This is a genomic window from Pirellulales bacterium, assembly GCA_036499395.1.
In the GTDB taxonomy this organism is placed as follows: Bacteria; Planctomycetota; Planctomycetia; order Pirellulales; family JACPPG01; genus JACPPG01.
Genome location: DASYDW010000077.1, coordinates 25,147 through 47,833 on the forward strand (window position 1 = coordinate 25,147; position 22,687 = coordinate 47,833).

20 protein-coding genes and 1 tRNA gene are annotated in these 22,687 nt (G+C 59.1%); 15 read left to right on the plus strand and 6 right to left on the minus strand.

Annotated features, from left to right (window positions below):
• Positions 1-22 precede the first annotated feature (22 nt).
• The 10 genes from VGN12_14415 (at position 23) to VGN12_14460 (ending at position 10,407) form a co-directional block, all read left to right on the plus strand.
• Complete coding sequence (locus VGN12_14415; protein ID HEY4310640.1) at positions 23-886, plus strand: hypothetical protein; 864 nt, start codon at positions 23-25, stop codon at positions 884-886.
• A gap of 437 nt (positions 887-1,323) precedes the next feature.
• Positions 1,324-1,788, plus strand: a complete 465-nt coding sequence (locus tag VGN12_14420; GenBank protein ID HEY4310641.1) for a CBS domain-containing protein — start codon at positions 1,324-1,326, stop codon at positions 1,786-1,788.
• A 155-nt stretch (positions 1,789-1,943) separates the two neighbouring features.
• A complete protein-coding gene (locus VGN12_14425; GenBank protein ID HEY4310642.1) occupies positions 1,944-3,821 on the plus strand; it encodes a 2-oxoacid:acceptor oxidoreductase subunit alpha in 1,878 nt (625 codons plus the stop codon).
• 12 nt (positions 3,822-3,833) lie between these two features.
• Positions 3,834-4,862, plus strand: a complete 1,029-nt coding sequence (locus VGN12_14430; GenBank protein HEY4310643.1) for a 2-oxoacid:ferredoxin oxidoreductase subunit beta — start codon at positions 3,834-3,836, stop codon at positions 4,860-4,862.
• A 21-nt stretch (positions 4,863-4,883) separates the two neighbouring features.
• Positions 4,884-5,405 carry a CBS domain-containing protein gene (locus tag VGN12_14435; GenBank protein ID HEY4310644.1) on the plus strand — a complete coding sequence of 174 codons (522 nt, stop codon included), beginning with the start codon at positions 4,884-4,886 and terminating at the stop codon, positions 5,403-5,405.
• Positions 5,406-5,494: 89 nt separating this feature from the next.
• Positions 5,495-5,755 (plus strand): hypothetical protein, encoded by a 261-nt coding sequence (locus VGN12_14440; GenBank protein ID HEY4310645.1) that lies wholly within the window; start codon positions 5,495-5,497, stop codon positions 5,753-5,755.
• A 284-nt stretch (positions 5,756-6,039) separates the two neighbouring features.
• Positions 6,040-7,317 carry a WD40 repeat domain-containing protein gene (locus VGN12_14445; GenBank protein HEY4310646.1) on the plus strand — a complete coding sequence of 426 codons (1,278 nt, stop codon included), beginning with the start codon at positions 6,040-6,042 and terminating at the stop codon, positions 7,315-7,317.
• Positions 7,318-7,632: 315 nt separating this feature from the next.
• Positions 7,633-8,229 (plus strand): hypothetical protein, encoded by a 597-nt coding sequence (locus VGN12_14450; GenBank protein ID HEY4310647.1) that lies wholly within the window; start codon positions 7,633-7,635, stop codon positions 8,227-8,229.
• A 143-nt stretch (positions 8,230-8,372) separates the two neighbouring features.
• Positions 8,373-9,365, plus strand: coding sequence for a D-glycerate dehydrogenase (locus tag VGN12_14455; GenBank protein ID HEY4310648.1), 993 nt, complete (start codon positions 8,373-8,375; stop codon positions 9,363-9,365).
• A 55-nt stretch (positions 9,366-9,420) separates the two neighbouring features.
• The gene (locus VGN12_14460; GenBank protein ID HEY4310649.1) at positions 9,421-10,407 is read left to right on the plus strand and encodes a DMT family transporter; all 987 of its coding nucleotides are present in this window, start codon (positions 9,421-9,423) and stop codon (positions 10,405-10,407) included.
• Positions 10,408-10,450: 43 nt separating this feature from the next.
• Here the strand turns inward: VGN12_14460 and VGN12_14465 are convergent, their stop codons facing one another.
• Positions 10,451-11,926: a serine hydrolase gene (locus VGN12_14465; GenBank protein HEY4310650.1), complete on the minus strand. Its 1,476-nt coding sequence runs from the start codon at positions 11,924-11,926 to the stop codon at positions 10,451-10,453.
• Between the two features lie 307 nt (positions 11,927-12,233).
• On the opposite strand from VGN12_14465, the gene VGN12_14470 reads away from it, so the two are divergent.
• From VGN12_14470 to VGN12_14480, 3 genes are all read left to right on the plus strand, one after another.
• A complete protein-coding gene (locus tag VGN12_14470; GenBank protein ID HEY4310651.1) occupies positions 12,234-13,751 on the plus strand; it encodes a putative sulfate exporter family transporter in 1,518 nt (505 codons plus the stop codon).
• Positions 13,726-13,998, plus strand: a complete 273-nt coding sequence (locus tag VGN12_14475; protein ID HEY4310652.1) for a hypothetical protein — start codon at positions 13,726-13,728, stop codon at positions 13,996-13,998. Before VGN12_14470 ends, VGN12_14475 begins: the two co-directional genes overlap by 26 nt.
• Before the next feature lie 260 nt (positions 13,999-14,258).
• Positions 14,259-14,855 carry a hypothetical protein gene (locus VGN12_14480; GenBank protein HEY4310653.1) on the plus strand — a complete coding sequence of 199 codons (597 nt, stop codon included), beginning with the start codon at positions 14,259-14,261 and terminating at the stop codon, positions 14,853-14,855.
• Between the two features lie 586 nt (positions 14,856-15,441).
• Here VGN12_14480 and VGN12_14485 read toward each other — a convergent pair.
• On the minus strand, positions 15,442-16,410 hold the full coding sequence (locus VGN12_14485) for a DUF1559 domain-containing protein (GenBank protein ID HEY4310654.1): 969 nt from the start codon (positions 16,408-16,410) through the stop codon (positions 15,442-15,444).
• A complete protein-coding gene (locus VGN12_14490; GenBank protein HEY4310655.1) occupies positions 16,407-17,639 on the minus strand; it encodes a dockerin type I domain-containing protein in 1,233 nt (410 codons plus the stop codon). The genes VGN12_14485 and VGN12_14490 overlap by 4 nt, the downstream gene beginning before the upstream one ends.
• A 194-nt stretch (positions 17,640-17,833) precedes the next feature.
• On the opposite strand from VGN12_14490, the gene VGN12_14495 reads away from it, so the two are divergent.
• Entirely contained in the window at positions 17,834-19,426 is a 1,593-nt protein-coding gene (locus VGN12_14495) for a sigma 54-interacting transcriptional regulator (protein ID HEY4310656.1), read from the plus strand.
• Between the two features lie 117 nt (positions 19,427-19,543).
• Here the strand turns inward: VGN12_14495 and VGN12_14500 are convergent.
• Positions 19,544-19,617: transfer RNA gene (locus tag VGN12_14500), tRNA-His, on the minus strand.
• Positions 19,618-19,740: 123 nt separating this feature from the next.
• Positions 19,741-20,553 (minus strand): glycerophosphodiester phosphodiesterase family protein, encoded by an 813-nt coding sequence (locus VGN12_14505; GenBank protein HEY4310657.1) that lies wholly within the window; start codon positions 20,551-20,553, stop codon positions 19,741-19,743.
• Positions 20,554-20,693: 140 nt separating this feature from the next.
• On the opposite strand from VGN12_14505, the gene VGN12_14510 reads away from it, so the two are divergent.
• Positions 20,694-21,647, plus strand: coding sequence for a cobalamin-binding protein (locus tag VGN12_14510; protein ID HEY4310658.1), 954 nt, complete (start codon positions 20,694-20,696; stop codon positions 21,645-21,647).
• Between the two features lie 75 nt (positions 21,648-21,722).
• Here VGN12_14510 and VGN12_14515 read toward each other — a convergent pair whose 3' ends face one another.
• Positions 21,723-22,451 carry a metallophosphoesterase family protein gene (locus VGN12_14515; GenBank protein ID HEY4310659.1) on the minus strand — a complete coding sequence of 243 codons (729 nt, stop codon included), beginning with the start codon at positions 22,449-22,451 and terminating at the stop codon, positions 21,723-21,725.
• Positions 22,452-22,687 lie beyond the last annotated feature (236 nt).

Sequence of the window (22,687 nt, forward strand, 5' to 3'; positions counted from 1 at the left end):
ATAATCTCGGAATAGGACCGAAATGCTGGATCGTGAGGAATACATTGAGCAGGCCTACTTTTTCCGGGTGCTAGGCGAGCGTGCGGAACAAAGCATTGCCACGCAGGACTTATTGAAGTCGGTGCGGGAGGAAATCCTTGCCACCACCAAGCTGCCGATGGCCATCGACTTTCTCGCCAGCGAACTCGTCCTGACCGGTGTCTTCGGCCCGGCCATGGCGCGGCTCGCCCACTACTTCACGCCGTTTCAAACGTTCGTGGTCTCGGCGGCCGAAAATGATCGCGGCAAGTTCGACTTTGCCGTGGCGCTGGCGGTCCTCGAACGCGAGGCCCTGTATCGCGCCGAAGGGGCTACCCGGCAGGGGATGTTTCTCTACCAGTTCGAGTGCCTGTGCCGGAACCGCCTGGGCTATGATCACGGATTGGAGGCGATCGCCGCCGACCCGATCTTCGACGAACCATGGCGCGAGTGGATTCGGACGATACGACGACAAATCGGAATTGTTGATTTCGCGGACCTGGTCTACGTCCGCAGCGAACATTACGTCGATGTCCAGACGCGTCGCGGCCAGCCGGTCGAAACGGATCGGCCCTGGCTGTTTGGCGTCAAAGAAGGGCGCATCGCGCTGGCGAACCGATTAAAGGATCCGCTGCTGCTGTTCGCAGCGCTCGAGCGCCATTTGCACTACCCGACCGTGCCCAGGCCTAAGCGCGTCGATGAAAGTCGCTTGATCCTGCCGACCTTGATGCGCCGCGTCGAACGGCTTGAGACGCGCTTGAAGCTCCTCGAAGAGGAGCAAAAGGGGGGCATCGATCTGGCGAAATTCTATCGCCGCCCGGTCGATCCTCCGGACGACGAAACGCCGCTGCCGGACGAAGTCCTGTAACGACCAGCAGCAACCTGCTCAGAGGGCTCGCCGCTGGGGTTCCCAGTCGGCCTGGGCATCGGGTACTGTCTGTCGATTCCGTAAGGAGTTTCGGCAAACTAGACCTGCGGAAGACATTGGTGCGTAAGGGAGTTGGGAAAACGGCTTCAATTGCCGTTCAACCGCCCGAGGGATCGTGGTACATTCGGTGAGTCGGCCAAGATTTGCGGATTCCCCCGGGTTTTCCATGCTTGGCCGCTTGTTGCCGATTTCGATGGGTGTTAATGTTGGCGCAGACAGCATCGATTGCCCCGCTGGACCGTAGCCCCCGGCATTCTGCTGTTCCTGCCGCATCGCAGCGAGACCCGATGGATGGCCCGCTAATAGAAGCGGGCGTGCCCGCCTGAATCCTTCGCCACTGCCCGGGCGAACGTGGTCTGCTGTTCGAGGTATGGACCGTGGACATCGAGTTCAATTTGATGACGGAATCGGTCGACCAGGCTAGCCCGGTCGAGCCGATCAGCGTCGAGCCTGGAACGCCGATCAAGGACGTTCTGTCGGTGCTCCGGCAACGAAAGCGTCATAGTGCGCTCGTATGTCGTGATGGCATCCTGGTCGGCATCTTCACCGAACGTGATGCGTTACGCGTGATGGCGAGAAATACTGACCTTACCGTACCGGTCGAACAGGTGATGACCCCGCAGCCCGTCACAGTGCATGCAAGCGACAAATTGGGATCGGCCGTGCAGAAGATGGCCACCGGCGGCTACCGCCGCTTGCCGATTGTCGACTCCGCCGGCCATCCGCTCGGTCTGTTGAATGTGGCCGGCATCATCCACTACCTTGTCCAGCACTTTCCCAAAACGATTTACAACCTGCCTCCTGCGCCACAGGGCATGATGCAGCAGCGCGAAGGACCATAGCTGCTCCCTAACGTCAGACCCTCCAAACCGTAATCCTCAAACAGTCATTCTCAAAACGTGCGCGGTTGCTGCTCCTGCCCCCCATGCCTTCCGACCGTTGATGTGCCCGCAGCGATTCATCCGCGTTTGTCTTTAATTTAAGGAACGAAGAGGCGATGCCTACGAGTACCGAAACGGCTCCCGATCAAGCCCAGCACACGCACAAGCCCGTCAAGGAATTGGTTTCCGCGACCGTTCGCTTTTGCGGCGACTCGGGCGACGGCATGCAGTTGGCCGGCACGCAGTTTACGAATACCTCGGCCCTGGCCGGCAACGACATTGCCACGTTCCCCGATTTTCCGGCCGAAATTCGTGCCCCCCGCGGTACGAAGGCCGGCGTGAGCGGTTTCCAGATTCACTTTGCCAGTAAGGAAATCTTCACCCCCGGTGATCGGGTCGATGCCCTGGTGGCCTTCAACCCGGCTGCGCTAGTGACCAATCTGGTCGATCTTGTCGCGGGTGGAATCCTGGTCATCAATAAGGATGCCTTCGACGAAAAGGGCATAAAGCAGGCTGGCTACGAAGAGAGCCCGCTGGAAGATGGTAGCCTATCCGCGTATCAGGTTTTTCCGGTCGAAGTCACCCGTCTCACCCGGTTGGCCGTTGACGGCCTGGGACTGGGCACGAAGGAATCCGATCGCTGCCGTAACTTCTATGCGATGGGCCTGGTCTTCTGGCTCTACGATCGCTCGCTCGAACCGACGCTGCGTTACATCGAAGCCAAGTTCGGCAAGCGTCCCGAAATTGCCGAAGCCAACCGTCGCGCCCTGAAGGCCGGCTACAACTACGGCGAGACAACCGAAGCCTTCGCCAGCCAGTTCCGCGTCAACAAGGCCGAGCTCAGCTCCGGCCTGTACCGCAATATCATGGGCAACGAGGCCACGGCCTACGGCCTGATCACCGCCGCCAAGCGCAGCAATTGCGAGCTGTTCCTCGGCAGTTACCCGATCACCCCGGCCAGCGATATTTTGCACGAGTTGGCCAAGCACAAGAATTTCGGCGTTCGCACGTTCCAGGCGGAGGACGAAATCGCGGCCGTCACGTCGGCTATTGGCGCCAGCTTTGGCGGGGCGATGGCGATCACAACGTCCAGCGGTCCGGGCATAGCGCTGAAGCAAGAAGCGATCGGTCTGGCCGTGATGACCGAACTGCCGCTGTTGATCATCAACGTCCAACGCGGCGGACCGAGCACCGGCTTGCCGACGAAGACCGAACAGGCGGACCTGTTACAGGCCATCTGTGGCCGTAACGGCGAATGCCCCGTCCCGGTAATCGCGGCCCGCAGCCCGGCGGATTGCTTCGACGCCGTGCAAGAGGCGTGGCGCATCGCTGTGCGATTCATGACGCCCGTTTTCCTGCTGACCGACGGGTACATCGCCAACGGTTCCGAGCCGTGGAAGGTGCCCGACGTGAAGTCGCTGGGCACGATCGAAGTGCGTCACCCCGGCCCGACCGCCAATGGCGATGTCTTCCATCCTTATGCCCGCGACGAGCGGTTGGCACGTCCCTGGGCCTTGCCGGGCACGCCCGGTCTGATGCATCGCATCGGCGGCCTGGAAAAGCAGGACATCACGGGCAACGTGAATTACGAGCCGGCAAACCATCAGCACATGGTCGACCTGCGGGCCAAGAAGGTGGCCAACATCGCGTTGGACATCCCGCCACAGGCCGTCGATGGCCCGGCCAAGGGCAAGCTCCTGGTCCTCTCCTGGGGCGGTACCTACGGTGCCTGCGCCACGGCCGCCCGCGAGGTGCAAGCCAAGGGGGGCTCAGTGGCTCATGCCCACCTCCGATATTTGAACCCGTTCCCTGCCAACCTCGGCGAACTGTTCAAGAATTACGACAAGGTGCTAATCCCCGAATTGAACAAGGGACAACTGCGACTCTTGATTCGCGGTGAGTACCTGGTCGACGCCGTGGGACTGAACAAGGTGCAGGGCAAGCCGTTTAGCGTGTACGAATTGGTCAACAAAATCAACGAACTCCTGGCGTAGGTTTATCTCGTAATGAGTACTGATACTTCGACATCTCTACCTGTCTTGACGGCCAACGATTTTGCCAGCGATCAGGAAGTGCGCTGGTGCCCCGGCTGCGGCGATTACTCGATTCTCGCCCAGATGAAGAAAGTGATGCCTTCGCTCGGCGTGCCGCGCGAGAAGATGGTGTTCGTATCGGGCATCGGCTGCTCAAGCCGTTTCCCGTACTACATGAACACCTACGGCATCCACTCCATTCACGGTCGCGCGCCGGCCGTGGCCACTGGCCTGAAGTCTTCTCGCCCCGACCTGATGGTGTGGGTCATCACCGGCGACGGTGACGGGCTGAGCATCGGTGGCAATCACTTGATGCACGCCATCCGCCGCAACCTCGACATCAACATCGTGCTCTTCAACAACCGCATCTACGGCTTGACCAAGGGACAATATTCCCCGACGTCGCCGCTGGGCAAAGTGACCAAGAGCACGCCGATGGGCGCCATCGACAACCCGCTGCACCCGCTCTCGATCGCGATTGGTTGCGAAGGAACGTTCATCGCCCGCTCGATTGATACGAACATCAAGCACCTGGGCGCGATGCTGAAGCGCGCCGCCGAGCATCGCGGCACCTCGTTCATCGAGGTTTACCAGAACTGCAACGTCTTCAACGACGGCGCCTTCGATTACGCCACCGATCGCGAGACCAAGGCTGAAACCACAATCGAGCTGGAACACGGCAAGCCGCTGATCTTCGGCAAGAACCGCGACAAGGGTATTCGCCTCAACGGCATGAATCCCGAGATCGTCGAACTGGGCAAGGGCATCTCCGAGGATGACCTGCTGTTCCACGACGAACGCGCTCCTGAGCCGAGCCTGGCCTATTTGCTTAGTCGTATGTCGCATCCGGAATTTCCCGAGCCGATCGGCGTTTTCCGCGCCGTCGACAAGCCGGTGTACGACGACTTGCTGAACGCGCAAATCGTCGATGCGAAGAAGGCGAAGGGCGAGGGAGACCTAAACAAGCTGTTCCTATCCGGCGACACCTGGACAGTGACCTAAATCTGCGGGGAAGTGGGCCACATGGTGATCTGCCCGTTTTGCAAAGAAGAGAATATCGACGGCGTTGACGAGTGCGAACAGTGCCAGCAACCCCTCGGTTTCTTGAGCAAACCGCGGACGTCATCGGGCGTCGAACATAGCCTGATCAAGGATCAGGTCTACATGCTAGGTCCGCGCAAGCCGCTTGCGGTCGATCTGGCCACATCGGTCGGCGAAGTGCTGCAACTGATGGTCACGCGCGCCATCGGCTGCGTGGTGATCACGGAATACGACCAGATGGTCGGTATCTTCACCGAGCGAGATGCACTATTGCGGTTGAATGTCGACGCCTCGAGTCTCGCCAGTCGCCCGGTGCGCGAGTTCATGACCAAGGGGCCCGACACGATTACATCCGATGCCCCGATCGCCTTTGCCCTGCACAAAATGGACATCGGCGGCTATCGCCACCTGCCCGTCATGGACGCCGGCAAAGTGGTCGGCGTTATCTCGGTGCGCGACATCCTGCGCTACATCACCGAAGATCTAATGTCGCTCGGCCGCTAAAAGCGCCGCTGCGTGCGAGCCGCCCGGCACTGAGACGCCCTTCGAAGACAACGACGGGTGCCATGCTTTTTCGCCAAAGGCGAATAAGCATGGCCCAAATTCTTCCGCGACGCCACAGCACCGACTATGACCAGCGCCCGAGCTATTTCTTCTTCTTCAGCGCCTTCTTGACCGCTTTCGCCGGCGCCTTGGCCTTGGCCGATTTCGCCGCAGGCTTGGCGGGCTTCGCCGGCGCCTTGGCCCCTTTTTTCTTGCCGCTGAACACGCTGTCCCAGTTCTTCGAAAACTCGGGGCTGGGGCCTGAACGTACGATCGGTCCTGACATGGCTCGCTTTGACTCCTGCGGGTAATTGCCGCGCCACGGGCAAACGCCCGGCGTGGCGGAACGCCCATTCTAAGCCTGCTCCGAAAGTCGACAAGCATTTCGCCAAGACTTCAACGCCGCCGAGATAGATTGCCTCCCGTCTGACCAATGAATCGTCCTGGTTTTTAGCCCGACCCCATCGCATAAACCGTCGTGGCGAATGGCCTCGCTAGGGATTACGATAGTGGGGTCTACCTTGCCGGTTGGCGCACTTAGGATCGGCCGACTGGCTCTCGCCCCTAAACATCGCGCGTTTCGGAGAACTATCCTATGCGTCGCCGTCAGAAGCCAACCGATCAGCACTTGGTGCTGGGCATCGTCACACTGGCCGCGCTACTCACCCTGGTGGCGCGTCCTGCCATCGCAGACGAACCGGCCTCGCTGGCCACCAACCGCAATTGGGTGACCGCGCTTGCCTTTTCGCCAGACGGCAACTCCCTGGCCACCGTCGGCGGGCAAACCCTGCTGTACCGACCCGGCGAGGTTCGCCTGTGGGACGTCGCTTCGGGCAAGGAGAAGTCGAAGCTCGACGGCCACCAGAGCACTGTTTGGGCAGTCGCCTATTCGCCCGACGGCAAGACCCTGGCCACGGGCAGCTACGACGGCGTGCTGAAGCTGTGGGATCTGGAAAGCGGCAAGGAAAAGGCATCGGTCCAGCCTCACAAGCATTGGGTTACGGCACTGGTCTTTTCACCGGACGGCAAACTGCTGGCCAGCGCCGGCGAGGATATGACCGCCAAGCTGCTCGACGCGAATACCGGCGCCGAGGTGAAGGCACTCGCCGGCCATACCGGCGCCGTCACTGGGATCGCCTTCTCGCCCGATGGAGCCACGATCGCCACCAGCAGTGGCGATAAGACGGCCCAGCTGTGGGACGTCGCAGCCGGCACCAGCAAAGCCAAGCTCGAGGGACATGCCGATGGCGTCACGTCTGTCGCCTTCTCGCCGGACGGCAAGACGCTAGCCACGGGCAGCGCCGACCGCACGATCAAGCTGTGGGACGTCGCTACGGCCAAAGAGTCAGCAGCGCTTGCCGGCCATAAGAATTGGGTCACCAGCGTCCGCTTTTCACCCGATGGCAAAGTACTGGCCAGCGGCAGCCACGATCACTCCACCAAGCTCTGGAACGTCGATGCCCGACAAGAGATGGGCACGTTCGGCGGACTGGAAGGCACCGTCTGGAGCGTCGCCTTCGCACCTAACGGTCAGGCGCTAGCCGTTGGTGGACAGGGCGAAGGAGCCCACCTGGTGAAGTTCGTGCAGAAGCTCGAATTCCAGGACGTCTTCCCGCGGACCGCACCGGCCGAGCCGGCCAAGCCTGAGCAGCCCAAGGCAGCCGACGCAGCTCAGGCCCCCGAGGCCAAGCCGGCTGAACCTGCCGCCAAGCCCGAGGAAGCCAAGCCGGCCGAGGCGGCAGCAAAGCCCGAGGAAAAGAAGCCGGCTGAGGAAGCTAAACCGGCGGACGCGGCGAAGCCCGCTGACCCGGCTAAACCTGCCGAGCCCGCGAAGCCGGCCGCCGAAGCCAAGGAAGAGGCGAAGCCTGCCTAGGCCGACGCCGTGGCGCTCGATCGGTGAGTTTCTTTCTTCAGGTTCCCACGGACGGCCCTCCGGTCGCTGGCGACTAACGCTGCGCGCCCGGGTGAGCCATTTGTTGTCCGCACCACGTTATTGTCTGCGCGAGCGAAACGATTGATCGCACCGCGCCGAATGTAGCGACCTGCCGGCGGTCCACGTCGCGACGTGTAGTAGAGTCTCTCGTAGTGCCTTCGGCTGTGGTGCAGGCAGTAACACCGCGAAGCGATTCACGCTCGTCAGGGGTGTGCGGCCCAAGGCACTAATCCCACTACTCTGGAGCAAGAAATCATGCGCGCAAACTTGGCAGTGAAAGCGATGCTTGTGGCAACGTTTCTAGTTACCGGAGCGACGGCCGCCGAGCCTGCCGGCGCCGAGTATTACCCTCTCAAGGCGGGATCCGAGTGGCGCTACCACCTCGTCGCTGATGGAGTCACAAAGACCTTCGAATCACGCATCACCAAGATTGAAGAGATCGACGGCTTGCCACTGGCTCGCTTCGACGCCGAGATCAACGGCGAGGTAGTAGCCACGGAGCACCTGCGGATCACGGACGAAGGCGTGCTTCGCTATCGCTACAACGGGTCCGAAGTCACACCGCCGGTCTGCATTCTGAAATTCCCCATCAAGGATGGCGAAACATGGCAGAGCGAGAATCGCGTCGGCAATCAGGATTTCGTCGTGCGATCGACCGTCAGCCGTGAAGAAGTTGACGTGCCGTACGGCAAATACGAAGCGGTGAAAGTCACGGCCACTACCGAACAGGGGGGGCAGTTGTTCAGTACCACCTATTGGTTTGCCCCTGGTATCGGCAACGTCAAGCAAGTGCTGGACTTGGGCGGCAAGAAGTTCGAGCTCGATCTGTTCGAATTCACGCTCGGGCAATAACACCTACTCGGCACGCCGAGGCGGGGATACGCATTCGATCGCTTGCGCTTGTGATCAGGGCCCGGTTGCCGCGTGGCTGTGGGCCGGTATGCTGGGACTTTTGGTTCCCCCGGCACGCATCCCTGGCCCAGCGACCCGCCCCCATGTCGAAGCCCAAAGTCTTTGTGACCCGGATTATTCCCGACGCCGGCCTGAAGAAGATTCGCGAGTTCTGCGCGGCCGACGTGTGGAGTGAACCGCTGCCGCCTTCGGCAGACGAATTGAAAAACCGGATCGCTGACTGCGACGGTCTGCTGTCGCTGTTGACCGAGCGCATCGACGGGACCGTCCTCGACGCGGCGCCACGGTTAAAAGTAGTAAGCAACTACGCCGTTGGCTTTAATAATATCGACGTCCCGGCCGCTACCGAGCGCGGCATCGCCGTCGGCAACACGCCGGGCGTCCTGACCGACGCCACGGCCGACATGGCATTCTCGCTGTTGATCTCTGCGGCGCGGCGGATTGTCGAGTCGCAAAAATATGCCGAAGCCGGCCACTGGAAGACCTGGGAGCCGCTCGGCCACATCGGCCAAGACCTGGTTGGTCGCACCATCGGCATCATCGGCATGGGACGCATCGGTTTCGCCATGGCCAAACGTTGCCACGGCGGCTGGGGAATGAACGTGCTCTATCACGACCTGCATCCCAACCAAGCGGCCGAACAAGAACTCTCCGCCAAACGGGTTGAACTCGACCGATTGTTAGCCGAATCCGATTTCATCTCGGTTCACACCGATCTGAACGACACGACGCGCGGTATGTTCAACGCCGCGACCTTTGCAAAGATGAAGCCGACCGCCGTCTTCGTAAACACGGCCCGCGGGCCGCTGGTGGTCGAGGCCGATCTGGCAGACGCGCTTCGCAAAGGCGTAATCTTCGCAGCCGGGCTCGACGTTACCGATCCCGAGCCGCCGAAAGTGGATAACCCCCTCTTAAAGCTCCCGAATTGCATTGTCGCGCCCCATATCGCCAGCGCCACGGTTTCCAGCCGCAACGCCATGGCCGAGATTGCAGCCGACAACCTGATCGCCGGCATGTCGGGCAAGCCACTTCGCGCCTGGGTCAATCCCGAGGTCGCCGACCGTCGCCGCAGCTAAAGCAACGGCCGCATTCTCGCCGCGGCCTACAGAACTCTGTCGAACGACTCGTTTCATGCCTGACGACGGACCACCGCCTCCTGCCGATCGAAAAGCGCGTGGCTGGTGGTTTCTGCTGCTGTTAACCGCGGCGAGTTTGATGTGGTCGGCACAAGGGACCGCGGTCAAGTTTCTCGCGCCTGCGGACTCGGCCGGCCATCAGCCGGCAGCGGGGCCCACGCACCTTGGCCCGATCGCGATCACGTTCTTGCCGTTCTACGTGGCCACGTTGCTGTTGCTGCCACTTTTGCTGCGCCTACGGCGGCGCGATAAGAAAACATCCTGGCCGAGCGCAGCCGACTGGGGACGTTTCGCGATCGCCGGCATTGCCGGGCAGGTGCTTGCACAGCTCGGCATGACTTGGGGCGTGATTGCATCATTGGCCTCGAACGCGGCCGTGCTCAATCTTTTGATACCCGTGATCAGTGCCGTGTTGGCCTCGGCCCTGTTGGGCGAACGACTGACGCGCCTGCGTGTGCTCTGCCTGCTAATCGGCCTGGCCGGCGTGATGCTGATGTCGATCAAGGATTTCGAAGAGAGCGCCCTCCTAGAGCGCAGCTTCCTGGTCGGCAACGCCTTGATTCTGGTCGGTTGCTTTGGCTCGTCGTTCTACAATGTCTACTGCAAAGGGCTGATGGCCCGCTTCCACGAAGTCGAGATCCTAATCTACAGCTACATCACCGCCTCGTTCGCCAGCCTGCCGGTGCTGTTGTGGCTCGAGCCCGATGCTTGGTCGGCGTTGCTAAAGCTCGACACCCGAGGCTGGGCGGCCTTCGCTTTTCTCGCGGTGTTCATGTACACCGTATCGATGCTGTTGTTCTTTTACGTGCTCGAACACATACCGGTTACGGTGGCCTCGGCAGCGCTCTACCTGGTGCCGCTGTTCGGCGTCGTAATAGCCAGCGTGCTGTTAGGAGAACGCATGAGCCCACTGGCCTTGGCCGGCGCGGGGGTCGTGCTCACGGCCACGGTGCTGATCATGCGTTACGACAGTTCCGTATGAATTTCACGCCGCGCGCCGTTTGAGCCTGGGCCTTGGTCGCGGTTCACCGCACGCGCTTGGCACTCACTTCGCGATCGCCCAGTTGGAAGACGATCCTCGCGACCTGGCCACTCGCGTCCAGTTCGCACGTGCCCTGTATCTCGGGCAGCTCGCTAAAGAACTCTGTGGCCGACGCCGGATGGAGTTCGATCTCCTCTTGCCGTGGCAGCTTCAGAAACAAACTATCGCCGCGACGCGAAATGGTCGCCAAGCTGGCTACATTCAACGCATAGTCCCCAACTAATCGATCGAGCAATTCTGGATCCAACGCCGACACCTCGCGCTCGGGCGGCAGAAAGCCCGGCCAGTCGTAGGCCGCGGCAATGCTGTTCATCACTTCGTTGACGGTCCGGTTTCCGCTGTCCGAGTTGGTCATCACTACGGCTCCCTGGCCGCGATCGAGAAACGCGATGAAGTTGCAGCGAAACCCTTCGTTGCCTCCACTATGCTCAAAACGGCGCGAGCCCTCCTTCTCGACGATAAAGGGCCCTAATCCGGCCGGACCGCCTCCTTGCGGCGTAAGCATCTCGTTGAGCAGTTCGTGACTGAGCAGCTTGTCGCTCGGATTTCCATGTGCCTGCTGGACGGCCATCATGTAGCGAGTGAGTTCAGACGGTGTCGTCCAAAGCGCCGCCGCCCCTTGCTCGGGATAGACGTGCCATCGCCCCTCGATTCTTGTTCCTTTGTCATTGTGTGCCGAGGCGGCTCTTGTGTGCCGGTCGACAGGCAAAGGCTGCTCGTACGTGCTGGATGTCATGCCGAACGGGGTCAGCACCTTGTCGTGCATAACGTCCGCGAACGGGCGCCCGGTGACGTCCGTTATCAACAACTGCACGATCGTGGTGCCCCCGCCTGAATAACGGAAGCCATGCCCCGGCACCTTATTGACGCGCACCGGCGGTGAGTTCGCTGGTTTCAGCCCATCCAGAATCTGCGGTACCGTCGGCAGTGGATCACCGACCGTGTAGCCGGGAAAGCCGTGAACGGTCGTTCCGGCGGTGTGGCTCAGCAGGCCGCGCAAATCCACAACATGGGCCCGTGTAAATTCGTTCTCCGGCAGATGCCAGGAAACGAGCTTTTTGTTGACGTCTTCGTCCAACGCGAGAAGCCCCTCGTCGACCAGCCGTAGCGCCGCCAGGGCCGTCAGCGGCTTGCTCATCGAGGCGGCCTGAAATAGCGTTTCGGTCGTGGCCGCCGTACCCGTCTCGGCGTCGGCCGAGCCGTATGCTTTGGCCCATTCGAGTTGATTGTTGTTGATGACCGCAATGCTGACGGCCGGCACATGATCGCGTGCCAATCGATCGGCGATCGTAGTCGGCCTGGTCTGTCCCTTGACGCGGACCGCGGGGATCAAGCCTTGTTCGACCTCAGTGATCCGCTGCTGGACGTCGGGGGCGTACTCCGTGGCAGGCGCCGGCGCAGCCGCCACGACGAGCACCCAGCACAGTGACCGAAGGAATTCCGGAACGTGGCGCATCATGACTGCCTCCAACGGTTCGAGCGAGGTCGAGTGACCAACGCCATGCTATTCGCGACCGACGTCAATGTCTTTGGGCAAGCTGGTCGAAAATCCAGATTTCACTCCATTCTGCCCCGGCTGCAAGTCGAGGCCATTTCCCCTAAACTCAAGGTTCAATCCGACAAGCCGAATCTGTTCGGCAATCGAACGTTCATATCAGGGAGCGTGCGACATTGATCGCGATATTCAGTCGGCGGACGCGTCTTAATGCCGAGCGGTTTAGCGCTACCACATGGCGAAACGGACCAGGGCGTTCAGGAGTCGCTTCGTGAACGGTTCCTCCTCGCCCGATTCTCCTGTAACTGTCGTCGAAACTTCTCCATGGCGCAGCGAAGACATTTGGGCAATTTGGCTTGCTGCCACTCTGCTGGCCGTGTCGTTGGCCGCTACTTGGCTGGCCCGTCCAGCCGATCACGTGGCGCGATTGGCTGACTTCGAGGAAGTAACGCGGCAACTCGAAGAAGCGGAATCGCAAAACGCGACCGACGGCGAATCGTTGGCCGCACTGCGCAAGCGAGCAGAGACCACCCGGACGCGACTTGCCGTTAATCCGCTGAAGCCCTACATCGCCAAGCTCAGTTCCTGGGATTCCGATCCACTGAAGGCATTCTTCGACTCACAAGGCCGCAGCCTGCTCCTCGGCCTGCTGGGAACCCTGGTCCTGTTACTTGCTCTGTTCAACGTCGGTCTGATCGGGCTTGGCGGAAAACCACGAAATTTCTCGCAGGCTTTTGTCTTCGTTTTTCTGCTCGCGACGGTCGCCTTCTTGCTATCAGGCCAGAAGGTCGTCAAGCATTACAACCTTGAATACGCGCTCTGGGCCTTGGTGGTTGGGCTGATCGTCAGCAATACGATCGGCACGCCCTCCTTCGCTCGACCGGCCATCCGCACCGAGTTCTATATCAAGACCGGCCTCGTTCTACTGGGCGCCGAGGTGCTCATTAATCGGCTGCTGGTTTTGGGGCTGCCTGGCGTGCTGACATCGTGGCTGGTGACACCGGTCGTGCTGATTGGCACTTACGCGTTCGGGCAGCGGGTTCTGAAAATGGAATCCCGCAGTTTGAACATGGTGATTTGCGCCGACATGTCGGTGTGCGGCGTATCGGCGGCCATCGCCACCGCCGCGGCTTGTCGCGCCAAGAAAGAAGAGCTTTCTCTGGCCATCGGACTGTCACTGGCTTTTACGGTCGGCATGATGGTCGTGATGCCGCCTGTGATTCAATGGCTCGATCTGGGACAGGTCGTCGGCGGCGCTTGGATTGGCGGGACCATCGATTCCACGGGCGCGGTGGCAGCGGCCGGCGGAATGCTGGGTGACACCGCACTCGCCGTGGCGGCCACGGTCAAGATGATTCAAAACGTCCTGATCGGCTTTGTCGCCTTTGGAGTCGCGATCTATTGGGTCACGGTCGTCGAGCGAACCCCCGATGCCGCTTCGCCGAGCTTGTTCGACGTCTGGCGTCGATTTCCGAAGTTCGTGCTGGGCTTCCTGGCGGCGTCAATTGTGTTCTCGACGCTATCGGCCCGCGGTCCCGAGGCTCAAGCCGTCACCAGCGCCGTAATCGGCGGTACGACCGAGACATTGCGCGGTTGGCTGTTTTGCCTGGCGTTCGTTAGCATCGGACTCGAAACCAACTTTCGCGAGCTGCGACCATATCTCGCCAGCGGTAAACCGCTTGTGCTCTACGTTTGCGGGCAAGCGTTCAACCTGGCTCTCAGCCTGTTCATGTGCTGGTTGATCTTCGAAAAGGTATTTCCCGATGTGGCCCGTACGCTCTCTCCTTAATGCGCTGAAACGCGCGAACCGCCGCGGCGTTTTTTTGCTAGCCGTGGCGATCGTCGCGGTGGCGGTTCTGTGGCTGAAAATATTGCCGGCCGTCGGACGCCAACCCGCTGTTCAGGATTACGTCCGCCACAACGAGGAATTAGGTATCGACCCGGCCGCCAAGTTCTACACCGAACTCCCCTGCCTGCCGGCCGCCCTACATCGGGTCGAACGATCCCTCTCGCGACAACAAGCTTCGACGCGGTAGCCGGTTGTTATTCGTGCCGACTGAGGCCGCAGCGTTGATCGCTCCTCGCTTTAGCGGCACGTCGCTGACGCCGAAATACGTCTGGGGACGTTATACTTATCCACAGCAAACTGTAATGACACTTGATGCGTGGATGAACGACATTGGGGGTTGCAGAGATAAAGCGGGACAAGCATCCGGAGCTAGACAATCCTAGGTTTCCAAATGTGGGCCTGGACAACGAAGGCACTACGAAGCCCGAGTATGATTGAGGACAAACGATGATGAAGTTGACTGTAGTAGCACTGACCTGCAGTTTGCTTTGCAGGGTACCAGTCGTTAAAGGTCAGGAACAGAAGCCTGAGTTAAATGGAACGCTACATGTCGTGGCGTGTCGCCGTGCGCCCGACAGTGCCGATGCGATTTATTCCCTTGATAGTGAGATCCTCGGACGGGGACATGAGGGTCTTGAGATACTTCAGAGCAGATTGGAAGCATCTTCACGAGAAGTCGTGCTCATCGTCGTCGATGCTCGATTAGGCAAACTTTTTAAAGAGGGGGCAGGAGGAATCAGCCTACGGAAATTAAAGGGAAGACGTATCCTATTCACGAGTTTGCCCGATCAAGGAGAGATGAATGTCATTTTCGTCCGTGAACCGAGAGGCAAGTACGTGTTTGAAAGTAATGGGACGATAATTAGCCAGGCGAAAGCTGTTGAGGAGCTGGACCGGATTGCACTTTCCGGCGAAACCTTAATCACAGTTAACGAGGTTCCGCGAGATGCCGGGGGGCCAATTCGCGGTAGGTCTTTTTGGGAGGCCAAGCTCACCGAGTTACTGCTGGCTGGCAAAATCAAATACCAGCACGTGGAATACTGATCGGTCAAGCGTCCATCGATTCTGATGTTCGTCCCGATCGTCGCAGTGATCGCCCGACGACTCTGCGCGCGGCGAGGTTTGCCAACGCTGCCATTGGGGGCTGATCAACGCACACCCGCTGGTATCGGGGCAACCGGCAGTGACGACTTAGGGTATTTGCCGCTTGCACCGCTGCTTGCACGAACGTCTGATTTTTCGTGTCATTTGGCCTCAAAACCTGTCCAAATCGAGGCCGATGCCACATCGACCAACGACGCCCCGGATGACGCCGTAAGTGCTGCGCCTGTCAAAGAAAAACACCCGTCGTCAGCGGCTGACAACGGGTGTCTTCGAGGGTGGCTGAGGGGTCTCGAACCCCCGACCTCCAGAACCACAATCAAGCATCCACAAGTTCTAAGTACGGCTGCACAAGGGGTTACGTCGCCCTTGCAACTGGCTTGCACCAGCCTCGATGATCTAGCTCGAATCGTCGCAGCTTGGCCCGCCCTCTCGGAATCGATTCGTCGGGCTATGGTCGCACTTCTTATCGTGAATAGGTAACCAAGTATTACGCATTCAGACGAGGAGGACGGGCCTTACCGGCTCGCTACTCACTGGTCGGCTCGCTTCCGGCGATCGTTGCGAGTCTCGCAAGTGTTTGCATGTCCATTGAGATTGCGACGAAATGAACAGAGCCATCGCACTTGAGGAAGTTGAGGCCACTCAGATGCAAGCTGCCCCAACCCCGCCTACAAGGCATGGAGCCGCCTGCACCGCCGACAGACACGCACGCGTCATAGTCGCCCATCAGAATTCTGGGCTGCGGCGTTATCGCGGATAGGCTGTAATGCGCGTAAGCGTAGGCCCAGAACGTTCGAAAGGCTGGATCTGTCCGCGTGGCGCTTTCGCCGACCATCAATGTGTTTGACAGCCCATCGATAATGTCCTTGTAGTTTTCCGTCGTGTAGTTCAGTACCCCAATCGTATGGATTGGGCCACGATTCGTACGAACATAGGTGCCAAGCTGCGCGGAATCTAAAAAGCTGACTCCGTCACTGACCCCGGTTACTGCCCGATACGAGCCAGGATGGTAAGTAAGGTTTAAGGCGCCAGCACACGCAGGGCCAGAAGCCGGAACTCCCAATAAGTCCGTATCCACATCGGAAGGGCAAACGTAAGTCGGCACCATCGCCTCGCGAACCGCGCGATTCTGCCCCGACTCGTTGAAGGCTTCAAAATCGTAGGCGTCGAACAGCCCGGATTGCTCTACGAAACTCAGTATTGAGAGTGCCCAGTTTGCACCGTCGTCCGATGGCCAGCCTGATCCACCGGATTGCCCATCTCCGTAGCAGATGCCCGCTGTTTTCGTGACATTGCCAGGAGGCAGCGAAGAATAAACGTCGTGGTAGGCCATAATCGCCAAGCCAAGTTGCTTCAGATTATTCTGGCACTGGCTCTTGCGTGCCGCTTCGCGCGCGGCTTGAACCGCCGGCAACAACAGCGCTATTAGAAGTCCGATAATGGCAATCACTACCAGTACTTCAACCAGCGTAAAGCCGCGTTTCTGCGCGGTCATGATTCGCGGACTCGCCTCGCGAAGAATGCTGCCAATCCAATGATCGCCAAAAGTATGGTCGAAGGCTCGGGAACCGCGGCAACTGCTGCACTGGAAGTTTGCAGCCAATTCGAAGATACCAGTGCCAGGTCCTGCCCGTTAACGATGCCATCGTTATTTACGTCGGGCAGCAAGTTCGAACCGGTCTGCAACCAACTTGACGAGACCAGTGCCAGGTCTTGGCCATTTACGATTCCGTCGCCGTTGGCGTCACCGCTCAAATGCATCGACTGCACGTTCGACGCTTGAGTCAGGAACAATTCGTAATTGGCGTTGTAGGGGCCGCTTGCCGGCGATTCCTGGTCAAAAATGCCTGTTGCATTGAACCAACCAGTCGGCGCGCTTGCAGGCGTGAACTGCGTGCTTGTGCCTAACTCAAGCACCATCGTGCGCCCTGCCGCGTCTTGTACGGTCACAAAGCCGTTAGATGTCCAATTCGCGGTTTGATTAGGGGCCAAGTGGACGTCCTGTAACGTCACTAGGTCGCCCTGATATTTCTCTCCGCCCGTCTGGCGAGTTGGGTCGAAAGTTATGTTGTTCGTCGAATTGTCCCAGATGCCGGCCAGGGTGATTTGAGTTGGCGTGGGTAGCCCGTAATTGGCCTGAATTAAGCGCATCTGAAAATCAAGCGTTGGGCTGGTCGAGTGTTCGTCGTTCACGTTCGTCTTGCCACCAAAGAACAGGCCTCCTTGAGCATCGATTTCGACAAGGTCCCCTGCCTGGAACACATGACCCGTTGCTTGGTCAACGTCGACCCGCTGCACTTCGGCCTGCCATTGGGCGTTCGTGAAACTTTGAGTGGGATCAGGTGTCGGGCCTGGAGTGAACGTTAGTGCGGGAGGAATGTTTCCGTAGTTTTGTCCCATGTACAACGCCACTCCTCCCGAATCTCCTGGGAGCGTCGTCTGCACGAAAACCTGCCATTGTCCGCCAAGGTCGAATGGGATCGAGTTAGAGTTTGCGGTCGTGTCGAGCATGTCCTCGGGGTTGTTCAACAAGACCCCAATCATTTTGATTGGGTAGCCGTCAGCGGGATAAGTCCCGAGCCCCGTAGAATCAACCCCCTCGAAAGTGCTCATAGACGTGTAGGGCAATGCGTCCCAGTTCACTGTGTCGACTTGCCCGCTCGCGGAGCTATTGACTAATGCGACGATCGAAAAAAGGCCGCAAACAATTACCGTACGCGTCATCAAAATCATGCTCCGGTCGAAAGGAATGGTCCGAATAAGAAAACTTGAATCGGCTCATTGCAAGTTCGGTTCCTTGCGGACAAATCACTCAAAACTCGGAAATCGCAGCGATTTGCGCTCCTTGTGAACCACGAAATATCGCGATACAACGAGCTTTCGCGGTCTAGCACGAAATTTCGTTGACGTGGGATTCGATGAACGGCGCGTCTTTATCGGCAATTGCAACGTCTGTCGCGGCTGAGCGCGACTTGAAAACGGTTCTAAATCGAATCGTGGCCGAATTGGCAGCGCAAGCCAGCGTAGCGCTGGCAAGAATATGGCTGGTAAACGAACCGACCACGGAAGAGAGGTTCGACGATCCCAAGAATCGATCACTTCGGCTTGCGGCTAGCGCTGGAGGGCCGCTAAGCGGCGGGACTGCCAATTGGTTTCGCCTGGATGGCACGCATCAAACCGTGCAAATCGGTGCCGGGAAGATTGGACGAATCGCAGCCACGGGAATTCCGATTCAGATCGAGCATGCGGACGAAGATGATAGGTGGGTCACGGACCAAAAGTGGATCATTGAAGAGAGCATAAAGAGCTTTGCCGGACACCCGCTTACCTTCCGCGACAATATCTTAGGGGTCCTGGGGCTATTCAGCCGCGAGCGATTGACGAAAGCCGATTTCGATTGGTTGCGTGCTTTCGCCGATCAAACCGCTATAGCAATCGCAAACGCGCGGGCATTTCAAGAAATTGAATCGTTAAGGCGACGATTAGAGCTTGAGAATCGATATCTGCGCGAGGAAATCGACGAGCTACATTCGTTCGGCTCGATTATCGGAGACAGCGCAGCGCTTGCGAAGATACTCGAACAGATCGAACTCGTTGCGCCAACGCGGGCCAGCGTGCTGATTCTTGGCGAATCGGGAACTGGTAAGGAGCTAGTAGCCCGGGCAATTCATCAACGCAGCACACGGCGCGAGCGACCACTCGTCAAGGTAAACTGCGCCGCTGTACCCCGCGAACTGTTTGAAAGCGAATTCTTCGGTCACAGCGTCGGCTCTTTTACTGGGGCAATGCGTGACCGAGTTGGCCGGTTTCAACTCGCCCACGGTGGTACACTTTTTCTTGACGAGGTAGGCGATATCCCCCTAGAGGCCCAAGGCAAGCTCCTGCACGCGCTACAAGACGGTCGTTTCGAGCGGATCGGCGAGGACGAAACACGGAAGGTCGACGTGCGAGTGATCGCCGCGACGAATCGCGATTTGCAAGCAGATATAGTTGCCGGTCGCTTTCGACAAGATTTGTTCTTTCGCTTGAGCGTGTTCCCAATCCATGTGCTCGCGTTGCGGGAGCGCCCGACTGACATACCGCTATTAGCCAAATACTTTCTCGAACGAGCGTGTGGCGAAATGCGACGTCCTGTTCCGCCACTCTCAATCGAGTCAGTCAATCAATTATCTGGTTATCCCTGGCCCGGCAATGTCCGAGAGTTGCAAAATGTCATCGAGCGCGCGGTAATTAATGCCAACGATGGAGCGATAGATTTCGACGGGCTACTCAATCAGGAATCGCGGGTCACACAAAGCTCCGTGACGATGCCAAAAGGATCGGCAAAACAGAAGCGTGTGGTGCTTTCTAGAAGGGAATTGCTCCAAATCGAAAAGGAAAACCTCGAAGGAGCGCTTGTAGCTGCGAACGGCAAGGTTTACGGTCCGCGTGGGGCGGCAGAGCTATTGGGAATGCGACCGACGACTTTGGCGTCGCGCTTGCGAAAACTGGGGATCAACAAGCCGCGGTAATGCGACTTATCAATTGGGAAGTTTGTCTGCGCAGCCAAAGTACGAATGGTGGCGTAAGTACAGTGTCTGTCAAAGAAAAACACCCGTCGTCAGCGGCTGACAACGGGTGTCTTCGAGGGTGGCTGAGGGGTCTCGAACCCCCGACCTCCAGAACCACAATCTGGCGCTCTAACCAACTGAGCTACAGCCACCGTATCGCAAGTCCCCGAATATAATGGCCCCGAAAAAAGGGGTCAACGCCGCTAGGCTCCCTCTTCGGCGGCAGATTCCAAGGCTCGGCGGGCACCGCCGGCCTTCAAGCACGTCAATCGCGCCTATTTTCCGCCCAATCCGGCCGCAGCCGGCTGCTCCTTCATTTCCCGCTCGACCTTCAAGAACACATCGCCGTGGTCAAGGTTCACCAGATCGGCCTGGCGCTCCACGATCTGGCGAAATGCGGCGGGATCCTTTTTAGTCTGCAGGATCATGATTTTCAGATTTCTGGCCCGGCACGCTTCGACCAGTTCGTCGGTCATGGCGCGCAGCGACGTTTCGACGATATTGGCGTGATAGCGATCGGCCGCTTCACGCACGTCGTCTACGCTGCCGACGTTGACTTTCAGGGGCAATTGCTTGTCGAGTTCGCGGAACTCGATCGCCTTTTCCACCCGATCGAACCAGAAGAAACAATCCTTTTCCATGCCGACATCGTAGACCAGCTTGATCAGCTGCTGAAGGTCGGCGTGCTTGACGTCGAAGTAAACCTTGATGCGACCTTTGATCGCCCGCAGGTAGGGTTCGAGTCGGGGCACCTTTTCGCCGGCGAATTTCTTATCGAACCAACTGCCGGCGTCCAGGGCGTCGATTTCGTCGCTTGTCAGTTGGAAAAGAAAGCCCTTCCCGTTCGTGGTACGGTTCACCCACGGGTCGTGCAGGATGTACAGAACACCGTCCTTGCTGGTGCGGACGTCAATTTCGACGTAGGCCACGCCCCACTCGATGCACAACTCGGCCGCCGCCAAAGTGTTCTCCGGCGCGTATTCGTTCGCCCCGCGATGGCAAACGACGTCTACAGCCCGGACTGGACTGGCCGTGGCCAGCAGTAGAAAGCATGAGACGGCGCACCATCGGTAACGTGCAAGGTTCATCGTGATTTGTCTCGGCTCAATCGGCAGGGCTGGCTCACCTAGGACGTTCCTGCCATCATTGTGCGCAGATCGCAGTCGAGACGAAAGTCCCGGCCTCAAAGAGGCCAGCTACAGAAGTGCAGCAGCCACAGAGGTAGAACGTGGACAATGCTTCCACCCCGCGCCGCATTGCTTCGCTACTGGCCAGCGGCACCGAGATTCTCTACGGCCTGGGCCTCGGAGAGCGGGTCGTGGCCGTTAGTCACGAATGTGATTTCCCATCGACCGTAGCCGGCAAGCCCCGCGTCACGACCAGCCATGTCGCGGCACCAACCAGCGGCGAAATCGACAACCAGGTTCGTCAGCGGCTGGCTGCCGGCCAACCCCTATATGGCATCGACGTGGAAACGCTCGTCCGGCTGGCCCCTGACCTGATCGTCACGCAAGCCCAGTGCGATGTTTGCGCCGTGAAGTACGAAGACGTCTTGGCAATGGTGCGCGACGAGCCCGCACTGCATGCAACGCGCGTCGTTGCCCTCAACCCGATGACACTGGCCGATATCTTTGCGGACGTCGATCGCATCGGCGAAGCGACACGCACCGTCGATACCGCGAAAGGCTTTATTTCCGCTCTTCAAAAACGGGTGGACGCCGTTCGGGAAAAATCGGCGACCGTCTCGCGCGACCGACGTCCGCGTGTGGCAGCCATCGAATGGATCGAACCCTTGATGCTGGCCGGTAACTGGATGCCCGAGCTGTTGGAATTGGCCGGAGGTGTGCAACCACTTGCACACAAAGGCCAACACAGCACCTACAGTGAATATCAGGACCTCGTAGCGTTCGATCCGGAAGTCATCCTGGTCCTGCCGTGCGGCTTCGATCTGGCAAGGGCAGTGGCCGAGGCCGATTCATTCTTCAAACTACCAGGCTGGCACGACCTGGCGGCCGTGCGCGACGGACGCGTGTATGCCCTGGACGGGAACGCTTATTTCAATCGCTCGGGACCGCGCATCGTCGACAGTTTGGAAATCGTGGCCGGGCTGCTACATCCCAAACTGTTCGGCATGCCATCGGATATGAGAGATGGCATTTCCGTCTGGCAACAGTTGGGATAGCGATCCGCGTCCCTAGTCCTCAACACTGTCGCCAGGCACCTTCTGCTGACGATGCCCCAGACACACGACTTGCGCTCACAGCGCATGTGCGGACTGAGCGAGGCGGGCCAGCATACCGCGATGCGTGGGCTCGTCCGGGTCGCGCAGCAATCCCCACCGGCTGGCTTGCCAGAAGTCCCTGCTGCGCACTTCCAGCGCCGTCAGCCAGCCGTGCCGCCAGCAGGCGGTGTCAATGCAAACGGCGAAACCCAGATCGCAGATTTCCGAATTCTCTTGTTCGGTATGCCCAACGATCACAGTCTTGCCCGAGACATGCGGCCGCAGTTCGGCCGGATCGAACAATCCCCAGCGCAACTGATGCTCAGGCTGTTCCTGCATGGGCAATTCGGAAACGTAATGGGCGTGCGTAAATATGAATTCGTCCGTCTCATAATAGTCCACGGCTTCGCTCAACAACTGCCAATGCCGCTCGGGTATGACATCGAGCGAGCCGCCAAAGCGATAGGAATTAAGCGTCGACACCCCGCCGCAATTCTCCCAGTACCGCAATGCCTGTTCATTATTTCGTGCTGCCAGCAGCATCTCTTCGTGATTTCCCTTGATGGCAATCACAGAGCAGCGATGCTTCAAAGAAAGAACGTAGTCGAGTACCTGACAACTGTCGCGCCCCTGGTCGATCAGGTCCCCCAGCAGAACGAGTTGATCCCCGGGCGCGGGACGAATCGTCTCGATCAAGGCTTCCAGCGCGTGTACGCAGCCGTGGATATCGCCGATCGCGATCAATCGGCCGGAGAGTTCAGACATGCAGTATTACAACCGGCGAAACCTGGTGAGTCACAAGGAACGTATTAGGCTAGGTGCCCGCGACGAACTAAACAAGCCGACGGGCGGTCGCGATAAGACCCGGCGGTTGGCCCACCCCCTGTTTGCGAGGTTTATGACGTCGAGCAGCGAACAGTGTTTAAGTTGTGAAATCAGGCAGACAAATCATCGTAACGGCCTATACCCCGCCGACGCCGGTTATGCGAAAATGGCGAAGT

Excerpts from the sequence above, each read along its gene's own strand:
- VGN12_14475 (HEY4310652.1), top strand. The coding sequence starts at position 13,726 with ATGTGGCCCGTACGCTCTCTCCTTAATGCGCTGAAACGCGCGAACCGC.
- VGN12_14460 (HEY4310649.1), top strand. The coding sequence starts at position 9,421 with ATGCCTGACGACGGACCACCGCCTCCTGCCGATCGAAAAGCGCGTGGC.
- VGN12_14480 (HEY4310653.1), top strand. The coding sequence starts at position 14,259 with ATGATGAAGTTGACTGTAGTAGCACTGACCTGCAGTTTGCTTTGCAGG.
- VGN12_14430 (HEY4310643.1), top strand. The coding sequence starts at position 3,834 with ATGAGTACTGATACTTCGACATCTCTACCTGTCTTGACGGCCAACGAT.
- VGN12_14495 (HEY4310656.1), top strand. The coding sequence starts at position 17,834 with ATGAACGGCGCGTCTTTATCGGCAATTGCAACGTCTGTCGCGGCTGAG.
- VGN12_14455 (HEY4310648.1), top strand. The coding sequence starts at position 8,373 with ATGTCGAAGCCCAAAGTCTTTGTGACCCGGATTATTCCCGACGCCGGC.
- VGN12_14490 (HEY4310655.1), bottom strand. The coding sequence starts at position 17,639 with ATGACGCGTACGGTAATTGTTTGCGGCCTTTTTTCGATCGTCGCATTA.
- VGN12_14445 (HEY4310646.1), top strand. The coding sequence starts at position 6,040 with ATGCGTCGCCGTCAGAAGCCAACCGATCAGCACTTGGTGCTGGGCATC.
- VGN12_14450 (HEY4310647.1), top strand. The coding sequence starts at position 7,633 with ATGCGCGCAAACTTGGCAGTGAAAGCGATGCTTGTGGCAACGTTTCTA.
- VGN12_14440 (HEY4310645.1), top strand. The coding sequence starts at position 5,495 with ATGGCCCAAATTCTTCCGCGACGCCACAGCACCGACTATGACCAGCGC.
- VGN12_14415 (HEY4310640.1), top strand. The coding sequence starts at position 23 with ATGCTGGATCGTGAGGAATACATTGAGCAGGCCTACTTTTTCCGGGTG.
- VGN12_14485 (HEY4310654.1), bottom strand. The coding sequence starts at position 16,410 with ATGACCGCGCAGAAACGCGGCTTTACGCTGGTTGAAGTACTGGTAGTG.
- VGN12_14465 (HEY4310650.1), bottom strand. The coding sequence starts at position 11,926 with ATGATGCGCCACGTTCCGGAATTCCTTCGGTCACTGTGCTGGGTGCTC.
- VGN12_14515 (HEY4310659.1), bottom strand. The coding sequence starts at position 22,451 with ATGTCTGAACTCTCCGGCCGATTGATCGCGATCGGCGATATCCACGGC.
- VGN12_14435 (HEY4310644.1), top strand. The coding sequence starts at position 4,884 with ATGGTGATCTGCCCGTTTTGCAAAGAAGAGAATATCGACGGCGTTGAC.
- VGN12_14425 (HEY4310642.1), top strand. The coding sequence starts at position 1,944 with ATGCCTACGAGTACCGAAACGGCTCCCGATCAAGCCCAGCACACGCAC.
- VGN12_14505 (HEY4310657.1), bottom strand. The coding sequence starts at position 20,553 with ATGAACCTTGCACGTTACCGATGGTGCGCCGTCTCATGCTTTCTACTG.